Below are 19125 nucleotides of genomic sequence, written 5' to 3' on the forward strand. Positions count from 1 at the left end.
ACGACGCTATACTCCGCGCAACATGCTCCCCCGGGCGATCGTTGGCAGATAAACAAGGATGAGTTCGCCTGTGCTGACCCCGTTCGACGCTGCCGCGATCCTCATCGTGCTCGCCGCAGTGCTCGGCTACTTCAATCATCGCGTGCTGAAACTACCGACCTCGATCGGCTTGACGATCATGGGGGCGGTCGCCTCGTTGCTGGTGGTCGGGATCGATCGACTACTGCCCGGCAGTCAGGTTGGTGAACAGGTCGTCGGCTTTATCGCGGGTATCGATTTTCACACGACGCTGATGGACGGCATGCTGTCGTTCCTGCTGTTCGCAGGCGCGTTGCACGTGAAGTGGGACGACATGCGACGCGGTCGCTGGCCGATCGTCGTGCTCAGCACATTCGGCGTCCTACTGTCGACCATGATCATCGGCGGAGGTTTTCACCTGATCGCCGGGTGGCTCGGCCTCGCCCTCCCATTGATCTGGTGCCTCGTCTTCGGTGCTCTTATCAGCCCCACCGACCCCGTCGCCGTCATGGGCATCCTCGGCCGGGCGGAGGTGTCGCCCACGTTGAAGGCGACGGTCGCCGGGGAGAGCCTCTTCAACGATGGTGTCGGCGTCGTCGTCTTCGCGATCTTGCTGGAGGCGGCGCTCGGAACGGAGCCGCTGTCGCTCGGCCACGGCGCTGCGCTGTTCCTGCGAGAGGCCGGTGGGGGTTTGCTCCTGGGGCTGGTCGCAGGCTGGATCGGCTACCGCGCGATGCGCTCGATCGACGAATACAATGTCGAGGTGATGATCTCGCTGGCCGTGGTGATGGGGGGCTATGCGCTCGCGACGCAACTTCACATCAGCGGTCCGGTGGCGATGGCAGTGGCCGGCCTGCTGATCGGCAACAAGGGCGTCGCCGATGCGATGAGCGACATCACTCGCGATTATCTGCTGAAGTTCTGGGCGTTGATCGACGACATCCTCAACGCTGTCCTGTTCCTTCTCATCGGGCTCGAGGTCGTGACCATTCCCTGGGATCCGCGGCTGATCGCTCTCGGCCTGGCGGCCGTGCCGTTGGTGCTCCTCGCCCGCGGGATTGCAGTCGTCGCGCCGCTTGCGATCCTGCGACCGATCCTTTCCCTGGGTCGGCTCGCCCCGTTGACGCTGATCTGGGGCGGGCTGCGTGGCGGCATCTCGGTGGCGTTGGCGCTTGGCTTGCCGGACGGCCCGGCGCGGTCGATCGCGCTGGCCGCCACCTACATCGTCGTGCTTTTCTCGGTCATCGTACAGGGCGGTACTGTCGAGCGTGTGCTGGACCGCGCCAAAGCTCGCAGCCCGACGTAGCGGATCCGCGAATGTTGCCCGCGCGTTTCGTACGGCCTAGTGGCTGTCGGATCGGCGAGGCGGCGTGCGTCGATCTTCCGCTTCTCGCTTCGAAAGTCTTTGCATGGCCGTGGCTCCCGACGAACGCGCGGCCGTGCTGGAGCGCACGCGTGCGCTGAAGATGGCGCGGTCCGTCCATGCCTATGTGCGCGGCAATACGGCGCAATTCTACGAATGGTTGGCCGAATCCAAAGTCGCCAGAAGCATTCCGGAAGGTCCGCCGGTGTGGATTTGCGGCGATTGCCATCTCGGCAACCTGGGGCCGCTCGCCGATGCGGATCGCCACGTCGACATCCAGATCCGCGATCTCGACCAGACGGTGATCGGGAATCCGGCGCACGATCTCATCCGGCTCGGGCTATCGCTGGAAACGGCCGCGCGCAGTTCGGACCTGCCCGGCGTCACCACCGCGCAGATGATCGAGGCGATGATCGACGGGTATAGCCGGGCGATGACCCCGACGCAGGAGGACGACCCGCGCGAGCCCGATGTCGTCCGCTCCGTCCGGCGCGAGGCGATCGGCCGGCGCTGGCGGCACCTCGCCAAGGACCGGCTGGAGGATGTCGAGCCGACCATCCCGCACAACAAGCGCTTCTGGAAGCTCGCCCGCGTCGAGAAGGACGCGATCGAGGCGCTGTTCGCCGAACGTCCGGTGCGCGCGAAGAGCATGGAACTGGCCGGCGTGACGGGCGCGGGTACGCTCCGCGTCGTCGATGCCGCCTATTGGCGCAAGGGGTGCAGCTCGCTCGGGCGCCTGCGCTACGCGGTGCTGATCGGCATTTCGGACGGGAAGGCGAAGACCGAACGCCTCGCGCTGGTCGATATCAAGGAAGCCGTTCCCCCGGTCGTGCCCGTCGCGAAAAAGGCGGCGATGCCCGCGGACTTTGGCGAGCGCGTACTTGCAGGGGCGAAAGCGCTGTCGCCGAATCTGGGCGACCGCATGATCGCTGCACATATCCTGGGCAAACCCGTCATCCTGCGTGAACTCGCGCCGCAGGATCTGAAGATCGAGATCGACCAGTTCAGCCGCAAGGAAGCGATCGTCGCCGCCGCCTATCTGTCGTTCATCGTCGGCGAGGCGCATGCCCGTCAGTTGAGCGACGAGGCGAGACTGGCGTGGCGGGACAAGCTGACCGCGCGCGACGGCACGCTGGATGCGCCATCCTGGCTGTGGGAGGCGATCGTCTCGCTCGCCGGGTCGCATGAGACGGGCTATCTTCAGCATTGCCGCCGCTTCGCGCTGAAACGATAGGGCGCGCGGCGATGCCGCTCAGCGCGCCTCGGCGATCGTCGCCTGCCGTGCGATCAATTGCCAGCCCGCCGCGCGCTTCGCCCAGACGTCGGTGAACGGCCGCATCACCTGCTTGCCCGCGCCCGGTCCCTTGACCGGGACCATCGTGTCATAGCCCATCACCACCGTCACCTCGGGCTTTTCCCCGACGAACGTGATGTGTTTGCGGAAGTCCTTATAATCGAGGAAGTCGCTGGCCATCGCGGCGATCACGTCCTCGCGGTGCAGGACGGTGTTGTTGGGCGAATTCACGACGAAGTCTTCGGCCCATACCGCCCGCACGCCGTCGGCATCGCGCGCCATCATGGCCTTTCCGAGTCGTCCGTACGCCGCGCCGATCTCCGGCGGCATCCGCACGCCGGGGCTGAGTTGCGCCGAAACAGGCGCCACGATCAGAAGCGCCGCGACCAGACCGATCTTCCTGAGCATGATGACGAGTCCAAGAATGGTTGACGGCGGTCATGATGCGACGACTTGTCCCCGCCTGCAACGACGAGTTTGGCCGCGTCGTGGCGGGATGCGGGCGGCCGGAGGACGCTGATGTCCTCAATATTAGCACGCGCCCCGACGCAGGGTCCTACTCGGCCGCGTCCAACATGCGGATGATGCCGGAAAAGTCCTTGCCGCCCTGCCCGTCCGCGTTGAACCGTTCGTAGAGTTCGGCGGCTTTCGCGCCCATCGGAGTCTGTGCGTCGGCGTCGGTCGCGGCCTGCATGGCGAGGCGCAGGTCCTTGAGCATCAATGCGGCGGCGAACCCGCCCTGATAATCGTGGTCGGCGGGGGTGTCGGGGCCGACGCCGGGCAAGGGGGCGTAGGTCGTCATCGACCAGCTCTGGCCCGACGAGACGCTGGAGATGTCGAAGAATTTCTGCGGATCGAGGCCGAGCTTCTGCGCGAGCAGGAACGCCTCGCACGTGCCGGCCATCGTGACGCCGAGTAGCATGTTGTTGACGATCTTGGCTGCCTGACCGCTGCCGTTCGCGCCCGCGTGGATCACCGCCTTGCCCATGTCGGCGAGGAACGGCTGTGCGCGGTCGAACGCTTCCGCGCTGCCGCCGACCATGAAGGTCAGCGTGCCGGCATTGGCGGCACCGATCCCGCCCGAGACGGGGGCATCGACGGGGGTGAAGCCCTTGGCTTGCGCCGCTTCGGCAATGCGTTTGGCGGTGGCGACGTCGATCGTCGAGCAGTCGATCAGGATCGCGGAGGTCGGTGCGGTGGCGAAGACGGCGTCGGTATAGACGCTTTCGACATGCGTGCCCGCGGGCAGCATCGTGACGACCGCCTCGGCACCGTCCAGCGCCTCGACCGCGGTGCCGGCGGCGAGGCAGCCGGCGGCCTTGGCGCGATCCAGCGCCCCGGCGGACAGGTCGAAGGCCCGGACGTCATGCCCTTTCTTCGCCAGGTTCGCGGCCATGCCGCCGCCCATATTGCCGAGGCCGATAAATGCGATGCGCGCCATTTCTCTCTCCTTTCTGCTCCCTCCCCTTCAGGGGAGGGTTGGGGTGGGGCAGTGCCGCGAGCGTCTCGCTTGTGGCCTTCCCCTCCCCTGCCCCTCCCGCAAGCGGGAGGGGAGTTTAGTGGTGCCCCTCCCCTGAAGGGGAAGGGAGTTTAAGTTACTTCCCCGTCCAGGCGCCGGGGCGCTTTTCGATGAACGCGGCCATGCCTTCCTTCTGGTCGGCGGTGCCGAACAGGCCGTGGAACAGGCGGCGTTCGAACTGGACCCCCATCGACAGGCCGGTTTCGAATGCGGCGTCGACCATTTCCTTGTTCGCCTTGACCGCGAGCGGGGCCATGCCGGCGATCGTGGTCGCGGTCTTCACCGCATCCTCCACCAGATCGGCGGCGGGAACGATGCGGCTGACCAGGCCGGCGCGTTCTGCTTCCTCCGCGCCCATCATCCGGCCGGTCAGCACCATCTCCATCGCCTTGGCCTTGCCGACCGCGCGCGTCAGGCGCTGCGATCCGCCCATGCCGGGGGCGACGGCCAGCTTGATCTCGGGCTGGCCGAACTTGGCGGTATCGGCGGCGAGGATGAAGTCGCACATCATCGCCAGTTCGCAACCGCCGCCAAGCGCGAAGCCGGCGACCGCGGCGATGATCGGCTTGCGCGTTTTCGTCAGCGTCTCGTAGCCGCTGAAATGGTTGGTGCCGTACATTTCGGCAAAGCCTTGCGCCTGCATCTCCTTGATGTCGGCACCCGCGGCGAACGCCTTTTCGCTGCCGGTCAGCACGGCGCAGCCCTGGCTGTCATCGGCATCGAACGCGGCAAGCGCGGCGAGCAGGTCGGCGAGTACCTGCGCATTGAGCGCGTTGAGCGCCTGCGGCCGGTTGAGCGTAATCAGCGTGACCGGGCCGCGCTGTTCGACGAGGATGGTTTCGTACTGTGACATGATTTCATTCCCGCAGTAATTATGAAGCCCCGCCTACGCGGGATGACGGTGTAGGGTCAGGACGGTGCCCACGCCTCCGCATCGGGGAGCGGCGCGAAGATCTGGTCGATGACATGGTCGGTGACGCCTTCGGGCGTCGCCGGGTTCCAGTTTGGCGCATTGTCCTTGTCGACGATCACCGCGCGGACACCCTCCAGGAAATCGTGACGCTGTACGACATGCGCGCCGACGGCATATTCCTGGCGCATCTCGTCCTCGAACGTCTTCATCATCGCGCCTTCGTGAAGCAGGCGGAGCGAGACCTTCATCGTCTGCGGCGATTTGGTCTTGAGGGTGGCAAGCTGCTGCTGCGCCCATTCGCCATCGTCGGCGGCAAGCGCGGCGAAGATGTCCTCCAGTTCGTCCGAGGCGAACAGGCGGTCGATCGCGTCGCGGTGCGCGAGGATGCGGGCGTCCGGCGCGGGGCTGGACAGGGAGTCCAGGATCCCGGCGATGTCCTGCGGGTCGGCGGCGATGCGCGTCTTCGCCTCGTCCAGCGCGTCGCTGGTGAGATAATGCGTCGCGAGGCCGAGCGCGAGGCACTCCGCGCCGTCCAGCCGGTGGCCGGTGAGTGCGAGATAGCGCCCGATGCGGCCGGGCAGGCGCGACAGATACCAGCCGCCGCCGACATCGGGGAACAGGCCGATGCCGGTTTCGGGCATGGCGAATTTGGTGTTTTCGGTCGCGACGCGGAAATCGCACGGCAGCGCCAGACCGACGCCGCCGCCCATCGTGATGCCGTCCATGAACGCGACCGTCGGCTTGGCATACGTGAACAGGCGGTGGTTCATGCGATATTCGACATGGAAGAACGCGCGCGCATCGGCGCCGTCCTTCGCGCCGGATTCGGCGAGCATGCGGATATCGCCGCCGGCGCAAAAGCCCCTGCCCTCGGCATGATCGATCATCACCGCGGCGACGTGTTCGTCCTTCGCCCATCCGTCGAGTGCGGACAGGATCTGCGTGCACATCGCGGTGTTGAGCGCGTGCAGCGCCTTAGGCCTGTTCAGGCGGATGCGGGCGATCGATCCCTCGATCGGAGTAAGGACGTCCATATTCATGTCCTCTTCGCGTCTTCGCGCCTTCGCGAGAAAGAAAAATGGTTCACGCGAAGGCGCGAAGGCACGAAGAAAGCGACAGGAGCCGCTGCGCGGGGAAAATACATCATTGGCGGGTGAGGTCCCGGCCGATGATCATGCGCATGACCTGGTTGGTGCCTTCTAGGATCGAATGGACGCGCAGGTCGCGCCAGAAGCGTTCGATCGGGTAATCCTGCAGATAGCCGTATCCGCCGTGGAGTTGCAGCGCGCGGTCGACGATCGCACTGCCGCTGTCGGTGGACAGGCGTTTGGCCATTGCGGAAAAGCGCGACTTGTCCGGTGCGTTGGCGGTGACCTTCGCTGCGGCGAGGTACAGGAGCGCGCGGGCGGCTTCGAGGTCAGTGGCCATGTCCGCCAGCATGAACTGCGTGTTCTGGAAGTCGGCGACCGGCTGGCCGAACTGCTGGCGTTCCTTTGTGTAGCGGATCGATTCGTCGAGACAGCGTTGCGCCCCGCCGAGCGAGCAGGCGCCGATGTTGAGCCGTCCGCCGTCCAATCCTGCCATTGCGAAGCCGAAGCCGTCGCCTTCCGCACCGACGCGGTTTTCGACCGGCACGCGGCAATCCTCGAAGATCACCTGTGCGGTCGGGGATGCGTTCCAGCCCAGCTTGCGCTCCGGCGCGCCGAAGGACAGGCCGGGCGTATCCTTCTCGACCACCAGGCAGGAAATGCCCTTCGACTTGTGGTCGCCGGTGCGGACCATGCAGACATAGACGTCGTTATAGCCCGCGCCGCTGATGAACTGCTTCGTGCCGTTGATGACATAGTGATCGCCGTCGAGCCGCGCGGTCGCCTTCAGCGCGGAGGCGTCGGAGCCGGAACCGGGCTCGGTCAGGCAATAGCTGGCGATCTTGTCCATGCCGACCAGATCGGGGAGGAAGCGGTCCTTCAGCTGCTTGTCGCCGTACCGGTCGATCATCCACGTCGCCATGTTGTGGATCGAGATGTACGCGCTGGTCGCGGGACAGCCATAGGCCATTGCCTCCATGATCAGCGCCGCTTCCAGCCGGCCCAGGCCGATGCCGCCCGATTCCTCACCCACATAGATCGCGCCGAAGCCGAGTTCGCCCGCCGCCTTCCACACATCCACCGGATAGTGTTTCTTCTCGTCCCATTCGCCGGCGAACGGCGTGATGCGATCGGCGGTGAATTTGCGCGCCAGATCCTGGATCTCGCGCTGGTCGTCCGTCAGGTCGAATTGATTGGTCATGGGGTCTCTCTAGGGAATCGGGAACGGCGGGTGAAGGTGCGATCGCCGGGCGTGCGCTTCACCCATCGCGTCTAGCAGCGCTCGTACCGGTACGTCTTGGTCGGGGATTGCCCGGTCCGCAGCAACACTGTGCCGGCGGCGGTCAGTTCCAGAGTCTCGCGGGTGCTCCATTCCTGACCTTCCCCCTTATAGGTCAAGTCGGTGACCACCTTGTAGCGCGACGGGCCGCCGACGACCTTCGCGGTGGCGGTCGCCTCGTAGAAGGTCAGCGTGTCGCCCTTCACGATCAGCAGGCCCTTCGTATCGGCGCGCGAAATGTCGCAATCCGCCGGCCGCATGCCCCAATGGCCGTCGAACGCGGGCGGCAGCGAACCGGGCGCGACCGGTTTTGCCGGGTTTGCCGCGACGGGCAGTCCGGGGGCGACCTTTCCGTCCCGCGCGGCTTTCTCGGCCCGCGCCACCGCCGCTTCCGCCGCCGCATCCTTCTCGGCCGACGACGGCTCGCGGTTACAGGCGCCGAGCGCAGTGGCGGCGAGCAGGCCGGCGAGAAGGTGACGGATCATGGATGCTCCCTTGTGATGACGACGCCTTTTGACGGCTGATTGCAGGGTGAACGCAGGGATCGTGTCACATGATCCCTGCCGTCCGTTTCCCGCCGTTCGCCGCCGTGCGGTCGTCAGCCCATCGTCGGGATGACGAAGGCGTTGGCGCCGTCGCCCACTCCGCCGTCGGGCCAGCGCTGCGTGATCGTCTTGACCTTGGTCCAGAACTTCACGCCTTCCATGCCGTGCTGGTTGGTGTCGCCGAACGCGCTGCGCTTCCACCCGCCGAACGTGTGATAGGCGACCGGCACCGGAATCGGCACGTTGATTCCGACCATGCCGACGTTCACGCGTGCGGCGAATTCGCGCGCGGCATGCCCGTTGCGCGTGAAGATCGCGACGCCGTTGCCATATTGATGCTCGCTCGGCAGGCGCAGCGCATGTTCGAAATCGTCCGCGCGGACGATCTGGAGGACGGGGCCGAAAATCTCCTCCTTGTACGATTCCATCTGCGGCGTGACATGGTCGAACAGGCTGGGGCCGATGAAGAAGCCCTTCTCATGCCCCTGCAACTCGAACCCGCGGCCGTCGACGACCAGTTCGGCGCCTTCGTCCACGCCCGTCTGGATCCAGTTCTCGACGCGCTGCTTGTGCGCGGCGTTGACCACCGGGCCGTAATGCGCGTCGTTATCGGTCGAGACGCCGACCCGCAGAGCGGCGATCGCGGGGATCAGTTTCTCGCGCAGGGCGACCGCGGTCTTCTCGCCCACCGGCACGACGACGGGCAGCGCCATGCAGCGTTCCCCCGCCGACCCGAACGCGGCACCCGAAAGATCCGCGACGACCTGGTCCAGATCGGCATCCGGCATGACGATGCCGTGGTTCTTCGCGCCGCCCATCGCCTGCACGCGCTTGCCCGCCGCGACGCCGCGTTTGTAGACGTAATGCGCGATGTCGGACGATCCGACGAAGCTGACCGCGCTGATCGCCGGATGATCGAGGATCGCGTCGACCATCTCCTTGTCGCCGTGCACGACCTGCAGGATGCCTTCCGGCAGGCCCGCCTCCAGGAACAGTTCGCCCAGACGCACCGGTACGGACGGGTCCCGCTCCGACGGCTTCAGGATGAAGGCGTTGCCGGTCGCGATCGCGACGCCCGACATCCACAGGGGGATCATGCCGGGGAAGTTGAACGGCGTGATGCCCGCGCCGATGCCGAGCGGCTGGCGCATCGAATAGACGTCGATGCCGGGCCCGGCACCCTGCGTATATTCGCCCTTCAGCACATGCGGGATGCCGCAGCAGAATTCGATCACTTCCAGCCCGCGCTGGATGTCGCCCTTCGAATCCGCAATCACCTTGCCGTGTTCGGAACTGAGCAGATGCGCCAGTTCCTCCATATTCTGTTCGACCAAAGCCTTGAAGTTGAACATCACGCGCGCGCGACGCTGCGGATTGGTCGCCGCCCAGCCCGGCTGCGCCTTCTGCGCTGCGGCCACCGCGATATCGAGCAAGGCCTGGTCGCCCAGCTTGACGCTCGCCTGCACCTGCCCGGTATTGGGATCGTAGACATCGCCGGTGGGACCCGCGCCACCGCCCGAATGCCCCGCGATCAGATGATCGATGATACGCATGCTCACTCTCCTGTTTCCATAACTCTGCCGTGTTGCACGATTGCAGGCAACGAACATTTCCGCGGGGCTGACCTGCAATTATGCAGCCGCACCGAAACGGCCTTCACTTTCCCGGTCTCCGCGCGTGGACCGGCCTGCTGCGTCGAGACGCACGGCATGTCAGCCATCGCTCCGCAATGGATATCGGATGCCCGGTCGGTTGGCGATCACGTTTCCATGACTGGCGGAGTTTCGTTATTTTCGCGTAGGTTGTGGATGACGCTGCGCAGATATTCGGCTTTACCCTAGGTCTCGTCCACACCACGTCAGGCTGGCGGATATCGCCGGGAGGAAGCTCGAATGTTTCGTAGACTGACCCGAATAATACGCATCACCTTGCCGCTCCTGTTCGTCGTGGCCGCCCCCGCGGCCGCGCAATTGCCGTCGAACAGTCTTCCCGAATTCATCGCTGACGAGCGCGTGCTGATCGGCAACTATCATTACGAGGAAGAGAGCGACGGCTTCAAGATGGACGTGCATCTGAACGCGGATCACACCGCGCTCTACCGGATCAGGACGGGTGAAGATCAGGCGGACTTCATCAGCCTGACGGGGTTCTGGACGCTGGATAATCCGTACATTCACATCCACAACAAGCCCGGGCCGGTCCGGCTGGAGCCGAAAGGCACGCCGACGCGCGATCGCTCGGTGGGATTGTCGGTCGAGGCGACGAACGCGGATGGCAGTCCCGCCCAGGGGCTGGGGGTGACATGGGAAAACGCGAACGGCCTGTACATGATGTCGGACGGCCGACACGTCACGCGGACGCAGGAGATCGACAAGGCGACGCTGGTGAAGATCGTACGATCGTCCGACCGCACGATCCTGCGGACGGTGAAGTTCACGCCCGGCGGTCCGAACAGCTTCCGCTTCACCTATTATCCCAGCGACCAGGAGCCGTTCGACATTCCGGCGATCGCGCTCGATCCGCGCGGCGATACGCTGGAGGTCGAGGTCGGAACCGCGCAGGCCAAGCTGAAGCGCGTATCGCAATGATCGCGCCGTCCGACGTCGTGCCCCGATCCCACGTCAAGGCATGACGGGCAGTTCGATCCGGCTGGGATAGCGGGCACTCGTCCAGATACGCTGCGTCGCCTTCTGATAGTCGGACTTCTGCGCCGTGAAGATGTTCGGCACGAACTTCTGCGGGTTGCGGTCGTACAGCGGAAACCAGCTCGACTGGATCTGCACCATGATACGGTGTCCCTTCAGGAACCGGTGGCTGACGTTCGGCAGCTTGATCTCGTACGGCAGCACCTGATTGGCCGGGATGGGTGCGGGCTTGGAGAAGCTCTCGCGATACCGGCCGCGCAGGATGTCCATCGAGATCGCCAGTTCGTACCCACCCATTTCGGGCGCCTCGGCATATTCGGCGGGATAGACGTCGATCAGCTTGACGACCCAGTCGCTGTCGGTGCCGCTGGTCGAGGCGAAGAACTTGGCGATCGGCTGCCCCGCAAGGCGCACCTCGTCGGTCAGCACTTCGCTGACGAACGTGACGACGTCGGGACGCGCCTCGGCAAAGCGCTGATCGTCGACCAGCCACTGGCCCCATGTGGTCAGCGGGTTGTACGTGCCGAGGATCGGGCGCTGGCGGTACGTGACCGGCCGGGCCGGGTCCGAGACGTATTCGGAAAACCCGCCCGCGCCGGTCGGCGAAGTCCAGCCGAGACCTCCACCTGACGACAGGTAGATCGGTTTCGACCGCGACGGGCAGCCGCTGGCGCACGACATCGGCCAACGATCGTACCGCCGCCACTCGTTCGCGCCGGTCTCGAATGCGGTCACCGGAGCGATTCCGGGATCCGCGCTGCCCTTCAGATTCCTGTCGAAGAACGGGATCAGCACTTTCTGCCGATACCATGACGCCGAATTGCCGTTGAAGGTGATCGCGCCCAGCTTCGATCCGTCGGCGACCATGCCCTGGCCGTGGCGCCACGGGCCGATGATCATGTAATTCTCGTCATTGCCGCGGTCTTTCGGCTCCATCGCGGCATAGGCGGCGGGCGCGCCGTAGATATCCTCCTGATCCCACAGGCTATGGACGTGGAGCGTCGGCACCTTGAGCGGCTCCTTGCCGAGCCTTTTGTCGAGCGCCTGCAACTGCCAGAACTCGTCATAGGCGGGATGGTCTACCAGCTTGCGGAACATCGGCATCGTATCGACGCCCAACTGCTTCGCCATGTCGCTGACCGACCCCGCCTTCAGCCAGCTTTCATAGACGTCCTGCCGGTCGAATTGCAGCGCATATTTGGACGATTTGTCCGCGCTCATCCGGTACACCCAGTCCAGGAAACTCTGGCGGTAGGCGCCGTTATGGAACCAGTCGTCGCCCATCCAGCCATCGACCAACGGGTTGATCGGCACGGCGGCCCTCAGCGCGGGATGCGGATTCACGATACTGTACAGCGTGGTGAGACCGCCATAGCTGACCCCGATCGTCCCGACCTTGCCGTTGGTTTCGGCGATGTTCTTCACCATCCAGTCGATGCTGTCATAGGCATCGGTCGAATGATCGACCTTCGTGTCGTTGAGCGGCCCGACCAGCGGCCGATTGATGATATAGTCGCCTTCGGAACCGTACCGCCCGCGCACGTCCTGCACGACGACGATGTATCCCGCCGCGGCAAGATCCGCATAGGAGGTCGGCAAGGCCAACCGGAAATCGTTCGATGGCGCCCCGGTCAGCGCCTTTTCGGCGCCATAGGGCGTGCGCGCGAAGATGATCGGCGCATTCTTGATACCGCGCGGCAGGATTACGATCGTGTTCAGCTTCACCCCGTCACGCATCGGGATCTGCACCGTGCGGACGCTCCAGTTCTTCAGCGCAGGGTCCGGCGGAATGTTGGTGATGTCGCTCGGGGCCAGCGGAGCGACTTGCGACTGTGCCGGAAGAGCGCCGATACCGATGAGAAGCAGCATGGTGCCGAGGCGGTGGATCATCATACCTGTTCCCCTGACGCCGGACGTCCCCCGCCCGGCAGGATTCTGAGCTTAATGCCATTCTCTGCTTGGCAACAAGTGTCCTGCTTCGAAAATTATTCAGCGCGCTTCGGAAATTCGCGTTCGTTACCATGGCGGTGATAAATAGCCTTCCGCACCGACTACAAATGTGGTTGAACGATGTTTACGAGCGTAGTCGACAGGGGCGCGCTCTGCAAACCTTTCTGAAGTCGAGGCCGCTTCAATGATGACCCTTCCCACACGACGATCGCTTTTGCGTACCGGCTTCGGACTGATCGGGGCGCAGGCGATCGGCGTCGTACCGGCATGGGCGAAGGAACCCCCGCACGACGTAACCTTTGCGGAGGACTTCGACGAACTCTGGCGGACGCTGGGGGAGCGCTATTGCTACTTTGGCGAAAAGACGACGGACTGGAACGCCGTGCGCCGCTTCTACCGGCCGCGGGCCCTTGCGGCGGAATCCCGAGAGGCGTTCGGCGCGATCGTCGCGGACGTGCTGCGCGAGCTGTACGACGCGCATACGCATATGAGCGACCCGCCCGCCGATGGGCCGCGCGGGCCGTATTTCGATCTATGGGTCGAACCGGCGCAGGACGGATCCGCGCTCGTCACCAGCGTGCGGGCCAGTTCGGCCGCGGCGGATATCGGCATACGGGTCGGCGATGCGGTCCTTGCCGTGGACGGGCGCCCGATCCGTACGATCGCCGCCGGTGTGATGCCCCGGTGCCTGTCCCGTCCGGACCCCGCCGCCACAGCCTTTGCCTATAACGTCGCGGTGTCCGGCCGCCGCGCCCAGCCCCGCAGCCTCTCCCTGCGCTCAGCCAACGGCAGCGTGCGCGAGATACGGGTGCCGGTGAAGACCCCGGTGGCACAGCCCAACGTCGACAGTCGGATGCTCGCGAACGATATCGGGCTTATCGTCATTCGGAACTTCGACGACGATGCGGTCGTCGCTGCCGTCGATGCCGCCTTGCTGCGCTTCAAGGATACGGCCGGGCTGATCATCGACGTGCGGGAAAATGGCGGCGGCGATACGGCGGTCGCGCGGCCGATCATGGGACGCTTCATCACGCGCCCCAAACCGTATGCCCGAATGCGCCGCCGCGAGGGCGCGCGGCTGCGTTCCGCGTGGACCGAGACCGTCGAGCCGCGTGGTCCCTTCACGTACGACAAGCCGGTGGCGGTCCTGACGACGCGCTGGAGCGCGAGCATGGCGGAAGGATTTCCGATGGGCATGCGCGGGATAGGCCGCGCGATGATCGTCGGAACGCCGATGATGCGCGTCGGCGCCGCAGTGTTTCCGCTGCGGCTCGATCGGACCGGGCTCGAACTGCAATATTCGGCCGAGCCGGTCTACGACGTGATGGACCGGCCACGCTGGCTGCTGGAACCCGACATCCTCGTCGAGGGCGGCGGCGACATTCTCGCTGTCGCCATGTCGGCGCTGAGGGCCGGGACCGTCGGACCAGCCCGGCCGGCATGACATTCGGGGCTTTCCCGCTACGTCACGCGCAACCGCTGGTTCGCACCGCCGCGTCGCTCCGCACGATCACGACGGTCGTCATGCGCCTGCGCTGAGCGCCGCTCAGACGCGCATCGGCATCAGGACGTAGAGCGCGGGGCTCTTGTCGTTCTCGCGGATCAGCGTTGGGGCAGCCGCGTCGGCGAGATGGACTTCGATCGTGTCGCCATCCAGCTGCCCGAGAATGTCGAGCAGATACCGGCTGTTGAAGCCGATTTCGAACCCCAGCGAGGTATAGTCGCCGGGCACCTCTTCCGCCGCAGTGCCGTTTTCGGGCGAAGTGACCGACAAGGTGATCTTGTCGCGATCCAGCGCCATCTTCACCGCCCGCGTCTTTTCGGTCGCGATCGTGCTGACGCGGTCGACGCCTTCCTCGAAACTGCGCGGGTCGATCTTCAGGATCTTGTCGTTGCCGGTCGGGATGACGCGGCTGTAATCCGGGAAGGTACCGTCGATCAGCTTGGACGTCAGCAGCGCCTGCCCCAGATCGAAGCGGATCTTGGTCGGCGACAGCGACACGCCGACCGAGCCGTCGATTTCTTCCAGCAGCTTGCGCAATTCGGCGATGCATTTGCGCGGGATGATCACGTCGGGCATCGATTCCGCCCCGTCCGGACGGGGCAGCGTGATGCGCGCGAGGCGATGGCCATCGGTCGCAGCCGCCTTCAGCACCGGCTGCGGATCGTCCGACACGTGCCAGAAGATACCGTTCAGATAATACCGCGTCTCTTCGGTGGAGATTGCGAAACGCGTCTTGTCGATGATCTGCTTCAGCGTCTCGGCCGGCAGTTCGAACGACACGGGCAACTCGCCCTCGGCTATCACCGGGAAGTCGTCGCGCGGCAACGTGCCGAGCTGGAACTTCGCACGCCCCGCCATGATCGTCATCTTGCCCTCGGCCGCGGCAAGGCTGACCTGACTCCCCTCCGGCAGCTTGCGCGCGATGTCGAACAGGGTGTGCGCGGAGACGGTGGTCGCGCCCGGCTGATCCACCGCCGCCGCGATCGTCTCGTTGATCTGCAGGTCGAGATCGGTCGCCATCAGCTTCAACCCGCCCTCGGCCGTCGCCTCGATCAGCACGTTGCTGAGGATCGGTATGGTATTGCGCCGCTCGACCACGGACTGGACGTGGCTCAGCCCCTTCAGCAGGGTTGCGCGTTCGATCGTCGCCTTCATCGTGATTCCCCCGGGCCGCCGCCCAAATTTCGTTCCCGCCGAGCGTAAGGAGTCGGGGGTATTGTTCGTCGTCCAACCTTAACGAAAAAAGGGCCGGAGCAAGCGCTCCAGCCCTTCTTCCGCTGTCCGAAATATCGGAATTGGTGGTGTGGTTAGAAGCGCACGCCCACGCCGGCCAGGACCTGATGGCGATCCAGATCGATATCGTAGCCGTCGAGTTCGCCGTAATGCGAGTAGCGATATTCGCCCTTCACATAGGTGTTCGCGCCGAGCATCCGCTCGATGCCCGCGCCGACGCGGAAGCCATCGAGATTCTCACCCTGCTCGAGCCGTGCGGTGCCGACGCGGTAGTCGGTGTTGAAGCGCGCATTGGTGTAGCCGCCCTTCGCATAGATCATCGTGTCCGGCGAGATCACGAAGCCCAGGCGCGCACCGGCATACAGGTCGCGGCCGGCCTTGACGCGGACATTGTCGCCTGCGGTCAGCAGGTTGTTGGTGCGCGTCTTGATCGTCGAACCGGTGATTTCACCCTCGACGCCGAGCACGACACCGCCGACCTGCGCGTCGTAACCGACCGCGCCGCCGTACAGCAGGCCGTCCTTGCCGTTCGAATTGTCTTCGCCGTCCGCGACGCGATCATAGCCCAGGATGGCTTCGGCGCGGGCACCGGTGAACGGCGCGCGCTCGACGGGAACGTCCTGTGCGAATGCGGGGGCGGCAAGGCCCAGGGCCATCGCGGCGGTGGCGGCGGTCATAACGATCTTCATACTGGTAACTCCATTGCGACTATCCCGCCGATTGACGGCTGGGCCCGCCGGTTCGCGGCTGGGACTGCGTAAATAGGCGGCGCGATCGGAGGTTGCATGAACCTCAGATAAACGCGGAAATCCGTTGCTTTTGGGTCACACGGGGTTGAAGGACGGCCGATGGAAACCAACGCCACAATGCCGCCGCATACCGGCCGGAGGAAAGGCCGCGACCTGATCGCAAGGCACGGGGAAACCGTATTCAATGCGGCGAAAAGATTGCAGGGGGACGCCCCGCACACCCCGCTGACGCATGCCGGTTTCGCGCAGGCGCACGAAATGGGGATCGCCCTGCGCAAGGAATTGGGGGCGAAACCGCGCCTGACCTTGTGGTCGTCGCCGACCGGACGGGCCTTGCAGACGCTGGCGGTGATCACCGAACACCTCGAACTCGACTGGCACGACACGCGCACCGACGCGCGGCTCGTGGAGATCGGCATGGGCGGTTGGGGCGGCCGATACTATGCCGACGTCATTGCGGAGGTCGGCCCGGTCTTCGATCCCGTCAGCCACCTGCTGCTCTGCGCGCCCGATGGCGAAACCTATCCCGAGATCGCCGCCCGCGTCGGCGCATGGGCGGCGGAGACGGCGGAGGATGACGGCGACCGTCTGGTCGTGATGCACGGCATTTCCAGCCGCGTGCTGCGCGGCGTGCTGACCGATGCGCCACACGTCGCCGGATTCGGGGCACCCGCCCTGCCCGGCCTGCCGCAAGGCTCGGTGGTGGAAATCCGGGGCGGATTGGAGCGTGTCGTGCATCTTGGCACGGGCGGCGGCGGGGCTTGATCCGGCGTCGTATCGCGCTGCCGATCGCCTTGCTGGCGCTGCTGGCCGCGCGTGAGGCGGCCGCCGATCCGAAAAGCGCGACGCCCGCCAGGCAATCGCTCGGCGTGTTCGATCGCTGGGGCGCGTTCGTCGATCCGGCACCCTTACGCTGCTATGCCATCGCCCAGCCGGTCCAGTCCGGCGGCGCATCCCGCTGGCGCCCGTTCGCGAGCATCGCCAGCTGGCCACGCCGCGGTGCGCGCAACCAGCTCCACATCCGCCTGAGCCGCGAACGCGACCCGCGTGCGCGCGTGACGCTGTCGGTCGGGGAGCGGCGCTTCGCCCTGATCGCGGGCGCCGCCGACGCCTGGTCGCCAGACAAGCGCACCGACGCCGCGATCGTCGCCGCGATCCGGTCCGGCCGCAGCATGAGCGTCGAATCGCTCGGCAAGGGCGGCCAGCCCTTTGCCGACGTCTACGCCCTGCGCGGCGCAGCGACCGCGATCGATGCCGCCGCTTTGGGTTGCGCGGGGCGCTGATCGGATTCAAGCAGGGACGTAATTGCCCTCGAACTTCTTGAGATCGTCCTCGATCTCATACCATGCCGGTTTCGATGCAATGTTCAGATGCGCAGTTGGGCGCAGGCCCGGATCGTCATCCAGCGCCGACGCCGCGACCACATAGATTTTCCCCGCCTGCATTTCGCCCAGTGCCGACCCGCAAGTTCGGCAAAACGCCCGCGCGTGGGTCCAGGGAGCGACAGGCTCCAACCGCGTGATCTTGTCTGCCCCACGCACGAGCGTGAAGTCCTCGGCCGAACCGATCAGTACCGCGGCAAACACACCCTCCGACTTCCGGCACCTGCTGCAATGGCAATAGCTGAGAGAATGCGGTTTTCCGGATAGCTCGAACGCAACGTCCCCACACAGACAACTTCCACGTATCATCATATTGCCCCCCCATTTCAGAATTGGAACATATAAAGAACATATAGCGTGGTCAAGTCGCGGCCGGACCGTCGCCCCGCGCGCTGGAAAAAAGACGCCAGTTACGCTATATGTAGCGCATGCAAGATTCCGCGACTGCTCTCATGCCCATTCCCGGGCATTTCGACCCCGTACCCGTGCCGCGCGAATTGAAGCCGCGCGCCGATGGCCGGATCGACCTGTTAGGCCTGACCAAGATGGATCTGCGCATGGCGCTGGAGACGTCGCAGCTGGAGCCAAAACAGGCGAAGCTGCGCGCGAAGCAGTTGTGGCACTGGATTTACAATCGCGGCGTCACCGATTTCTCGCTGATGACGGACATCAGCAAGACGATGCAGCCCTGGCTCGAACAGCGCTTCGTCATCAGCCGTCCCGAAGTAGTCGAGGCGCAGGTGTCGGCCGACGGCACGCGCAAGTGGCTGCTGCGCAGCGACGATGCCCAGGATTACGAGATGGTGTTCATCCCGGATGCGGATCGCGGGACGTTGTGTGTGTCCAGCCAGGTCGGCTGCACGCTCAATTGCCGGTTCTGCCATACCGGCACGATGCGGCTGGTGCGCAATCTGACGCCGGGTGAGATCGTCGGCCAGGTGATGCTCGCGCGCGATGCGCTGGGCGAATGGCCGAGCCAGCCCGAGGGGCGCATGCTGACCAACATCGTGATGATGGGCATGGGCGAGCCGCTGTATAATTTCGACAATGTCCGCGATGCGCTGAAGATCGTGATGGATGGCGACGGGCTTGGCCTGTCGCGCCGCCGGATCACGCTCAGCACCTCGGGCGTGGTGCCGATGATGGCGCGCGCGGGAGAAGAGATTGCGGTCAACCTCGCCGTGTCGCTGCACGCCGTGACGAAGGAAGTGCGCGACGAGATCGTGCCGATCAACAAGAAGTACGGCATTGAGGAATTGCTGCAGGCCTGCGCCGATTATCCCGGTGCGAACAATGCCCGCCGCATCACATTCGAATATGTCATGTTGCGCGACAAGAACGATACCGACGCCGAGGCGCATGAACTGGTCCGGCTGATCAAGCATTATCAATTGCCCGCGAAGGTCAATTTGATCCCGTTCAATCCGTGGCCCGGCGCGCCTTACGAATGTTCGACGCCCGAGCGGATAAAGTCGTTTTCGAACATCATCTTCGACGCCGGAATCTCCGCACCGATCCGCACGCCGCGCGGGCGCGACATCGACGCCGCCTGCGGCCAGTTGAAGACTGCGAGCGAGAAGCAGAGCCGCGCCGATCTCGATCGCATGGCCGCCGAAAAGCAGGCTGCGCTCGGCTAAGTCCTG

General features: G+C 65.0%; 18 protein-coding genes. 7 read left to right on the forward strand and 11 right to left on the reverse strand.

Annotation, left to right across the window (positions count from 1 at the left end; genetic code table 11):
* The first annotated feature begins 58 nt into the window (after window positions 1–58).
* Both H5J25_RS16610 and H5J25_RS16615 read left to right on the forward strand, forming a co-directional pair.
* Window positions 59–1324, forward strand: a complete 1266-nt coding sequence (locus tag H5J25_RS16610) for a cation:proton antiporter (RefSeq protein ID WP_202092985.1) — start codon at window positions 59–61, stop codon at window positions 1322–1324.
* Between the two features lie 103 nt (window positions 1325–1427).
* Entirely contained in the window at window positions 1428–2615 is a 1188-nt protein-coding gene (locus H5J25_RS16615) for a DUF2252 family protein (protein ID WP_202092986.1), read from the forward strand.
* Window positions 2616–2633: 18 nt separating this feature from the next.
* On the opposite strand, the gene H5J25_RS16620 is transcribed toward H5J25_RS16615, so the two are convergent.
* From H5J25_RS16620 to H5J25_RS16650, 7 genes are all read right to left on the reverse strand, one after another.
* On the reverse strand, window positions 2634–3083 hold the full coding sequence (locus H5J25_RS16620; RefSeq protein ID WP_202092988.1) for a nuclear transport factor 2 family protein: 450 nt from the start codon (window positions 3081–3083) through the stop codon (window positions 2634–2636).
* A 148-nt stretch (window positions 3084–3231) separates the two neighbouring features.
* Window positions 3232–4116: a 3-hydroxyisobutyrate dehydrogenase gene (mmsB, locus tag H5J25_RS16625; RefSeq protein ID WP_202092990.1), complete on the reverse strand. Its 885-nt coding sequence runs from the start codon at window positions 4114–4116 to the stop codon at window positions 3232–3234.
* A 154-nt stretch (window positions 4117–4270) separates the two neighbouring features.
* Complete coding sequence (locus H5J25_RS16630) at window positions 4271–5047, reverse strand: enoyl-CoA hydratase (RefSeq protein WP_202092992.1); 777 nt, start codon at window positions 5045–5047, stop codon at window positions 4271–4273.
* 56 nt (window positions 5048–5103) lie between these two features.
* Entirely contained in the window at window positions 5104–6147 is a 1044-nt protein-coding gene (locus tag H5J25_RS16635) for an enoyl-CoA hydratase/isomerase family protein (RefSeq protein ID WP_202092994.1), read from the reverse strand.
* Between the two features lie 103 nt (window positions 6148–6250).
* Complete coding sequence (locus H5J25_RS16640; RefSeq protein WP_202092997.1) at window positions 6251–7396, reverse strand: acyl-CoA dehydrogenase family protein; 1146 nt, start codon at window positions 7394–7396, stop codon at window positions 6251–6253.
* 71 nt (window positions 7397–7467) lie between these two features.
* Entirely contained in the window at window positions 7468–7959 is a 492-nt protein-coding gene (locus H5J25_RS16645; RefSeq protein ID WP_202092998.1) for a hypothetical protein, read from the reverse strand.
* 113 nt (window positions 7960–8072) lie between these two features.
* Complete coding sequence (locus H5J25_RS16650) at window positions 8073–9572, reverse strand: CoA-acylating methylmalonate-semialdehyde dehydrogenase (protein WP_202093000.1); 1500 nt, start codon at window positions 9570–9572, stop codon at window positions 8073–8075.
* Window positions 9573–9911: 339 nt separating this feature from the next.
* On the opposite strand from H5J25_RS16650, the gene H5J25_RS16655 reads away from it, so the two are divergent.
* On the forward strand, window positions 9912–10607 hold the full coding sequence (locus H5J25_RS16655) for a hypothetical protein (protein WP_202093001.1): 696 nt from the start codon (window positions 9912–9914) through the stop codon (window positions 10605–10607).
* A 33-nt stretch (window positions 10608–10640) separates the two neighbouring features.
* Here H5J25_RS16655 and H5J25_RS16660 read toward each other — a convergent pair whose 3' ends face one another.
* A complete protein-coding gene (locus H5J25_RS16660) occupies window positions 10641–12557 on the reverse strand; it encodes a CocE/NonD family hydrolase (RefSeq protein ID WP_202093002.1) in 1917 nt (638 codons plus the stop codon).
* Window positions 12558–12798: 241 nt separating this feature from the next.
* Between H5J25_RS16660 and H5J25_RS16665 the strand changes: the two genes are divergently transcribed.
* Complete coding sequence (locus tag H5J25_RS16665) at window positions 12799–14058, forward strand: S41 family peptidase (RefSeq protein ID WP_202093004.1); 1260 nt, start codon at window positions 12799–12801, stop codon at window positions 14056–14058.
* A gap of 102 nt (window positions 14059–14160) precedes the next feature.
* Here the strand turns inward: H5J25_RS16665 and dnaN are convergent, their stop codons facing one another.
* A complete protein-coding gene (gene dnaN, locus H5J25_RS16670) occupies window positions 14161–15273 on the reverse strand; it encodes a DNA polymerase III subunit beta (RefSeq protein WP_202093006.1) in 1113 nt (370 codons plus the stop codon).
* A gap of 152 nt (window positions 15274–15425) precedes the next feature.
* Complete coding sequence (locus H5J25_RS16675) at window positions 15426–16040, reverse strand: outer membrane protein (protein ID WP_202093008.1); 615 nt, start codon at window positions 16038–16040, stop codon at window positions 15426–15428.
* A 159-nt stretch (window positions 16041–16199) separates the two neighbouring features.
* On the opposite strand from H5J25_RS16675, the gene H5J25_RS16680 reads away from it, so the two are divergent.
* Window positions 16200–16865: a histidine phosphatase family protein gene (locus H5J25_RS16680; RefSeq protein WP_202093010.1), complete on the forward strand. Its 666-nt coding sequence runs from the start codon at window positions 16200–16202 to the stop codon at window positions 16863–16865.
* On the forward strand, window positions 16865–17383 hold the full coding sequence (locus H5J25_RS16685; RefSeq protein WP_404829621.1) for a hypothetical protein: 519 nt from the start codon (window positions 16865–16867) through the stop codon (window positions 17381–17383). The genes H5J25_RS16680 and H5J25_RS16685 overlap by 1 nt, the downstream gene beginning before the upstream one ends.
* A 6-nt stretch (window positions 17384–17389) precedes the next feature.
* Here the strand turns inward: H5J25_RS16685 and H5J25_RS16690 are convergent, their stop codons facing one another.
* Window positions 17390–17794: a GFA family protein gene (locus H5J25_RS16690; protein ID WP_318781331.1), complete on the reverse strand. Its 405-nt coding sequence runs from the start codon at window positions 17792–17794 to the stop codon at window positions 17390–17392.
* Between the two features lie 116 nt (window positions 17795–17910).
* On the opposite strand from H5J25_RS16690, the gene rlmN reads away from it, so the two are divergent.
* Window positions 17911–19119 (forward strand): 23S rRNA (adenine(2503)-C(2))-methyltransferase RlmN, encoded by a 1209-nt coding sequence (gene rlmN / locus H5J25_RS16695; RefSeq protein ID WP_202093014.1) that lies wholly within the window; start codon window positions 17911–17913, stop codon window positions 19117–19119.
* Window positions 19120–19125: the final 6 nt, after the last annotated feature.

It is taken from the genome of Sphingomonas aliaeris (assembly GCF_016743815.1).
Taxonomy (GTDB): Bacteria; Pseudomonadota; Alphaproteobacteria; order Sphingomonadales; family Sphingomonadaceae; genus Sphingomonas; species Sphingomonas aliaeris.

Bases quoted from the DNA above. Each gene is read 5' to 3' on its own strand.
- H5J25_RS16620 (WP_202092988.1), bottom strand. From the start codon at position 3,083: ATGCTCAGGAAGATCGGTCTGGTCGCGGCGCTTCTGATCGTGGCGCCT.
- H5J25_RS16660 (WP_202093002.1), bottom strand. From the start codon at position 12,557: ATGATGATCCACCGCCTCGGCACCATGCTGCTTCTCATCGGTATCGGC.
- H5J25_RS16655 (WP_202093001.1), top strand. From the start codon at position 9,912: ATGTTTCGTAGACTGACCCGAATAATACGCATCACCTTGCCGCTCCTG.
- H5J25_RS16635 (WP_202092994.1), bottom strand. From the start codon at position 6,147: ATGAATATGGACGTCCTTACTCCGATCGAGGGATCGATCGCCCGCATC.
- rlmN (WP_202093014.1), top strand. From the start codon at position 17,911: ATGCAAGATTCCGCGACTGCTCTCATGCCCATTCCCGGGCATTTCGAC.
- H5J25_RS16640 (WP_202092997.1), bottom strand. From the start codon at position 7,396: ATGACCAATCAATTCGACCTGACGGACGACCAGCGCGAGATCCAGGAT.
- dnaN (WP_202093006.1), bottom strand. From the start codon at position 15,273: ATGAAGGCGACGATCGAACGCGCAACCCTGCTGAAGGGGCTGAGCCAC.
- mmsB (WP_202092990.1), bottom strand. From the start codon at position 4,116: ATGGCGCGCATCGCATTTATCGGCCTCGGCAATATGGGCGGCGGCATG.
- H5J25_RS16690 (WP_318781331.1), bottom strand. From the start codon at position 17,794: ATGATGATACGTGGAAGTTGTCTGTGTGGGGACGTTGCGTTCGAGCTA.
- H5J25_RS16615 (WP_202092986.1), top strand. From the start codon at position 1,428: ATGGCCGTGGCTCCCGACGAACGCGCGGCCGTGCTGGAGCGCACGCGT.
- H5J25_RS16610 (WP_202092985.1), top strand. From the start codon at position 59: ATGAGTTCGCCTGTGCTGACCCCGTTCGACGCTGCCGCGATCCTCATC.
- H5J25_RS16650 (WP_202093000.1), bottom strand. From the start codon at position 9,572: ATGCGTATCATCGATCATCTGATCGCGGGGCATTCGGGCGGTGGCGCG.
- H5J25_RS16645 (WP_202092998.1), bottom strand. From the start codon at position 7,959: ATGATCCGTCACCTTCTCGCCGGCCTGCTCGCCGCCACTGCGCTCGGC.
- H5J25_RS16630 (WP_202092992.1), bottom strand. From the start codon at position 5,047: ATGTCACAGTACGAAACCATCCTCGTCGAACAGCGCGGCCCGGTCACG.
- H5J25_RS16680 (WP_202093010.1), top strand. From the start codon at position 16,200: ATGGAAACCAACGCCACAATGCCGCCGCATACCGGCCGGAGGAAAGGC.
- H5J25_RS16675 (WP_202093008.1), bottom strand. From the start codon at position 16,040: ATGAAGATCGTTATGACCGCCGCCACCGCCGCGATGGCCCTGGGCCTT.
- H5J25_RS16665 (WP_202093004.1), top strand. From the start codon at position 12,799: ATGATGACCCTTCCCACACGACGATCGCTTTTGCGTACCGGCTTCGGA.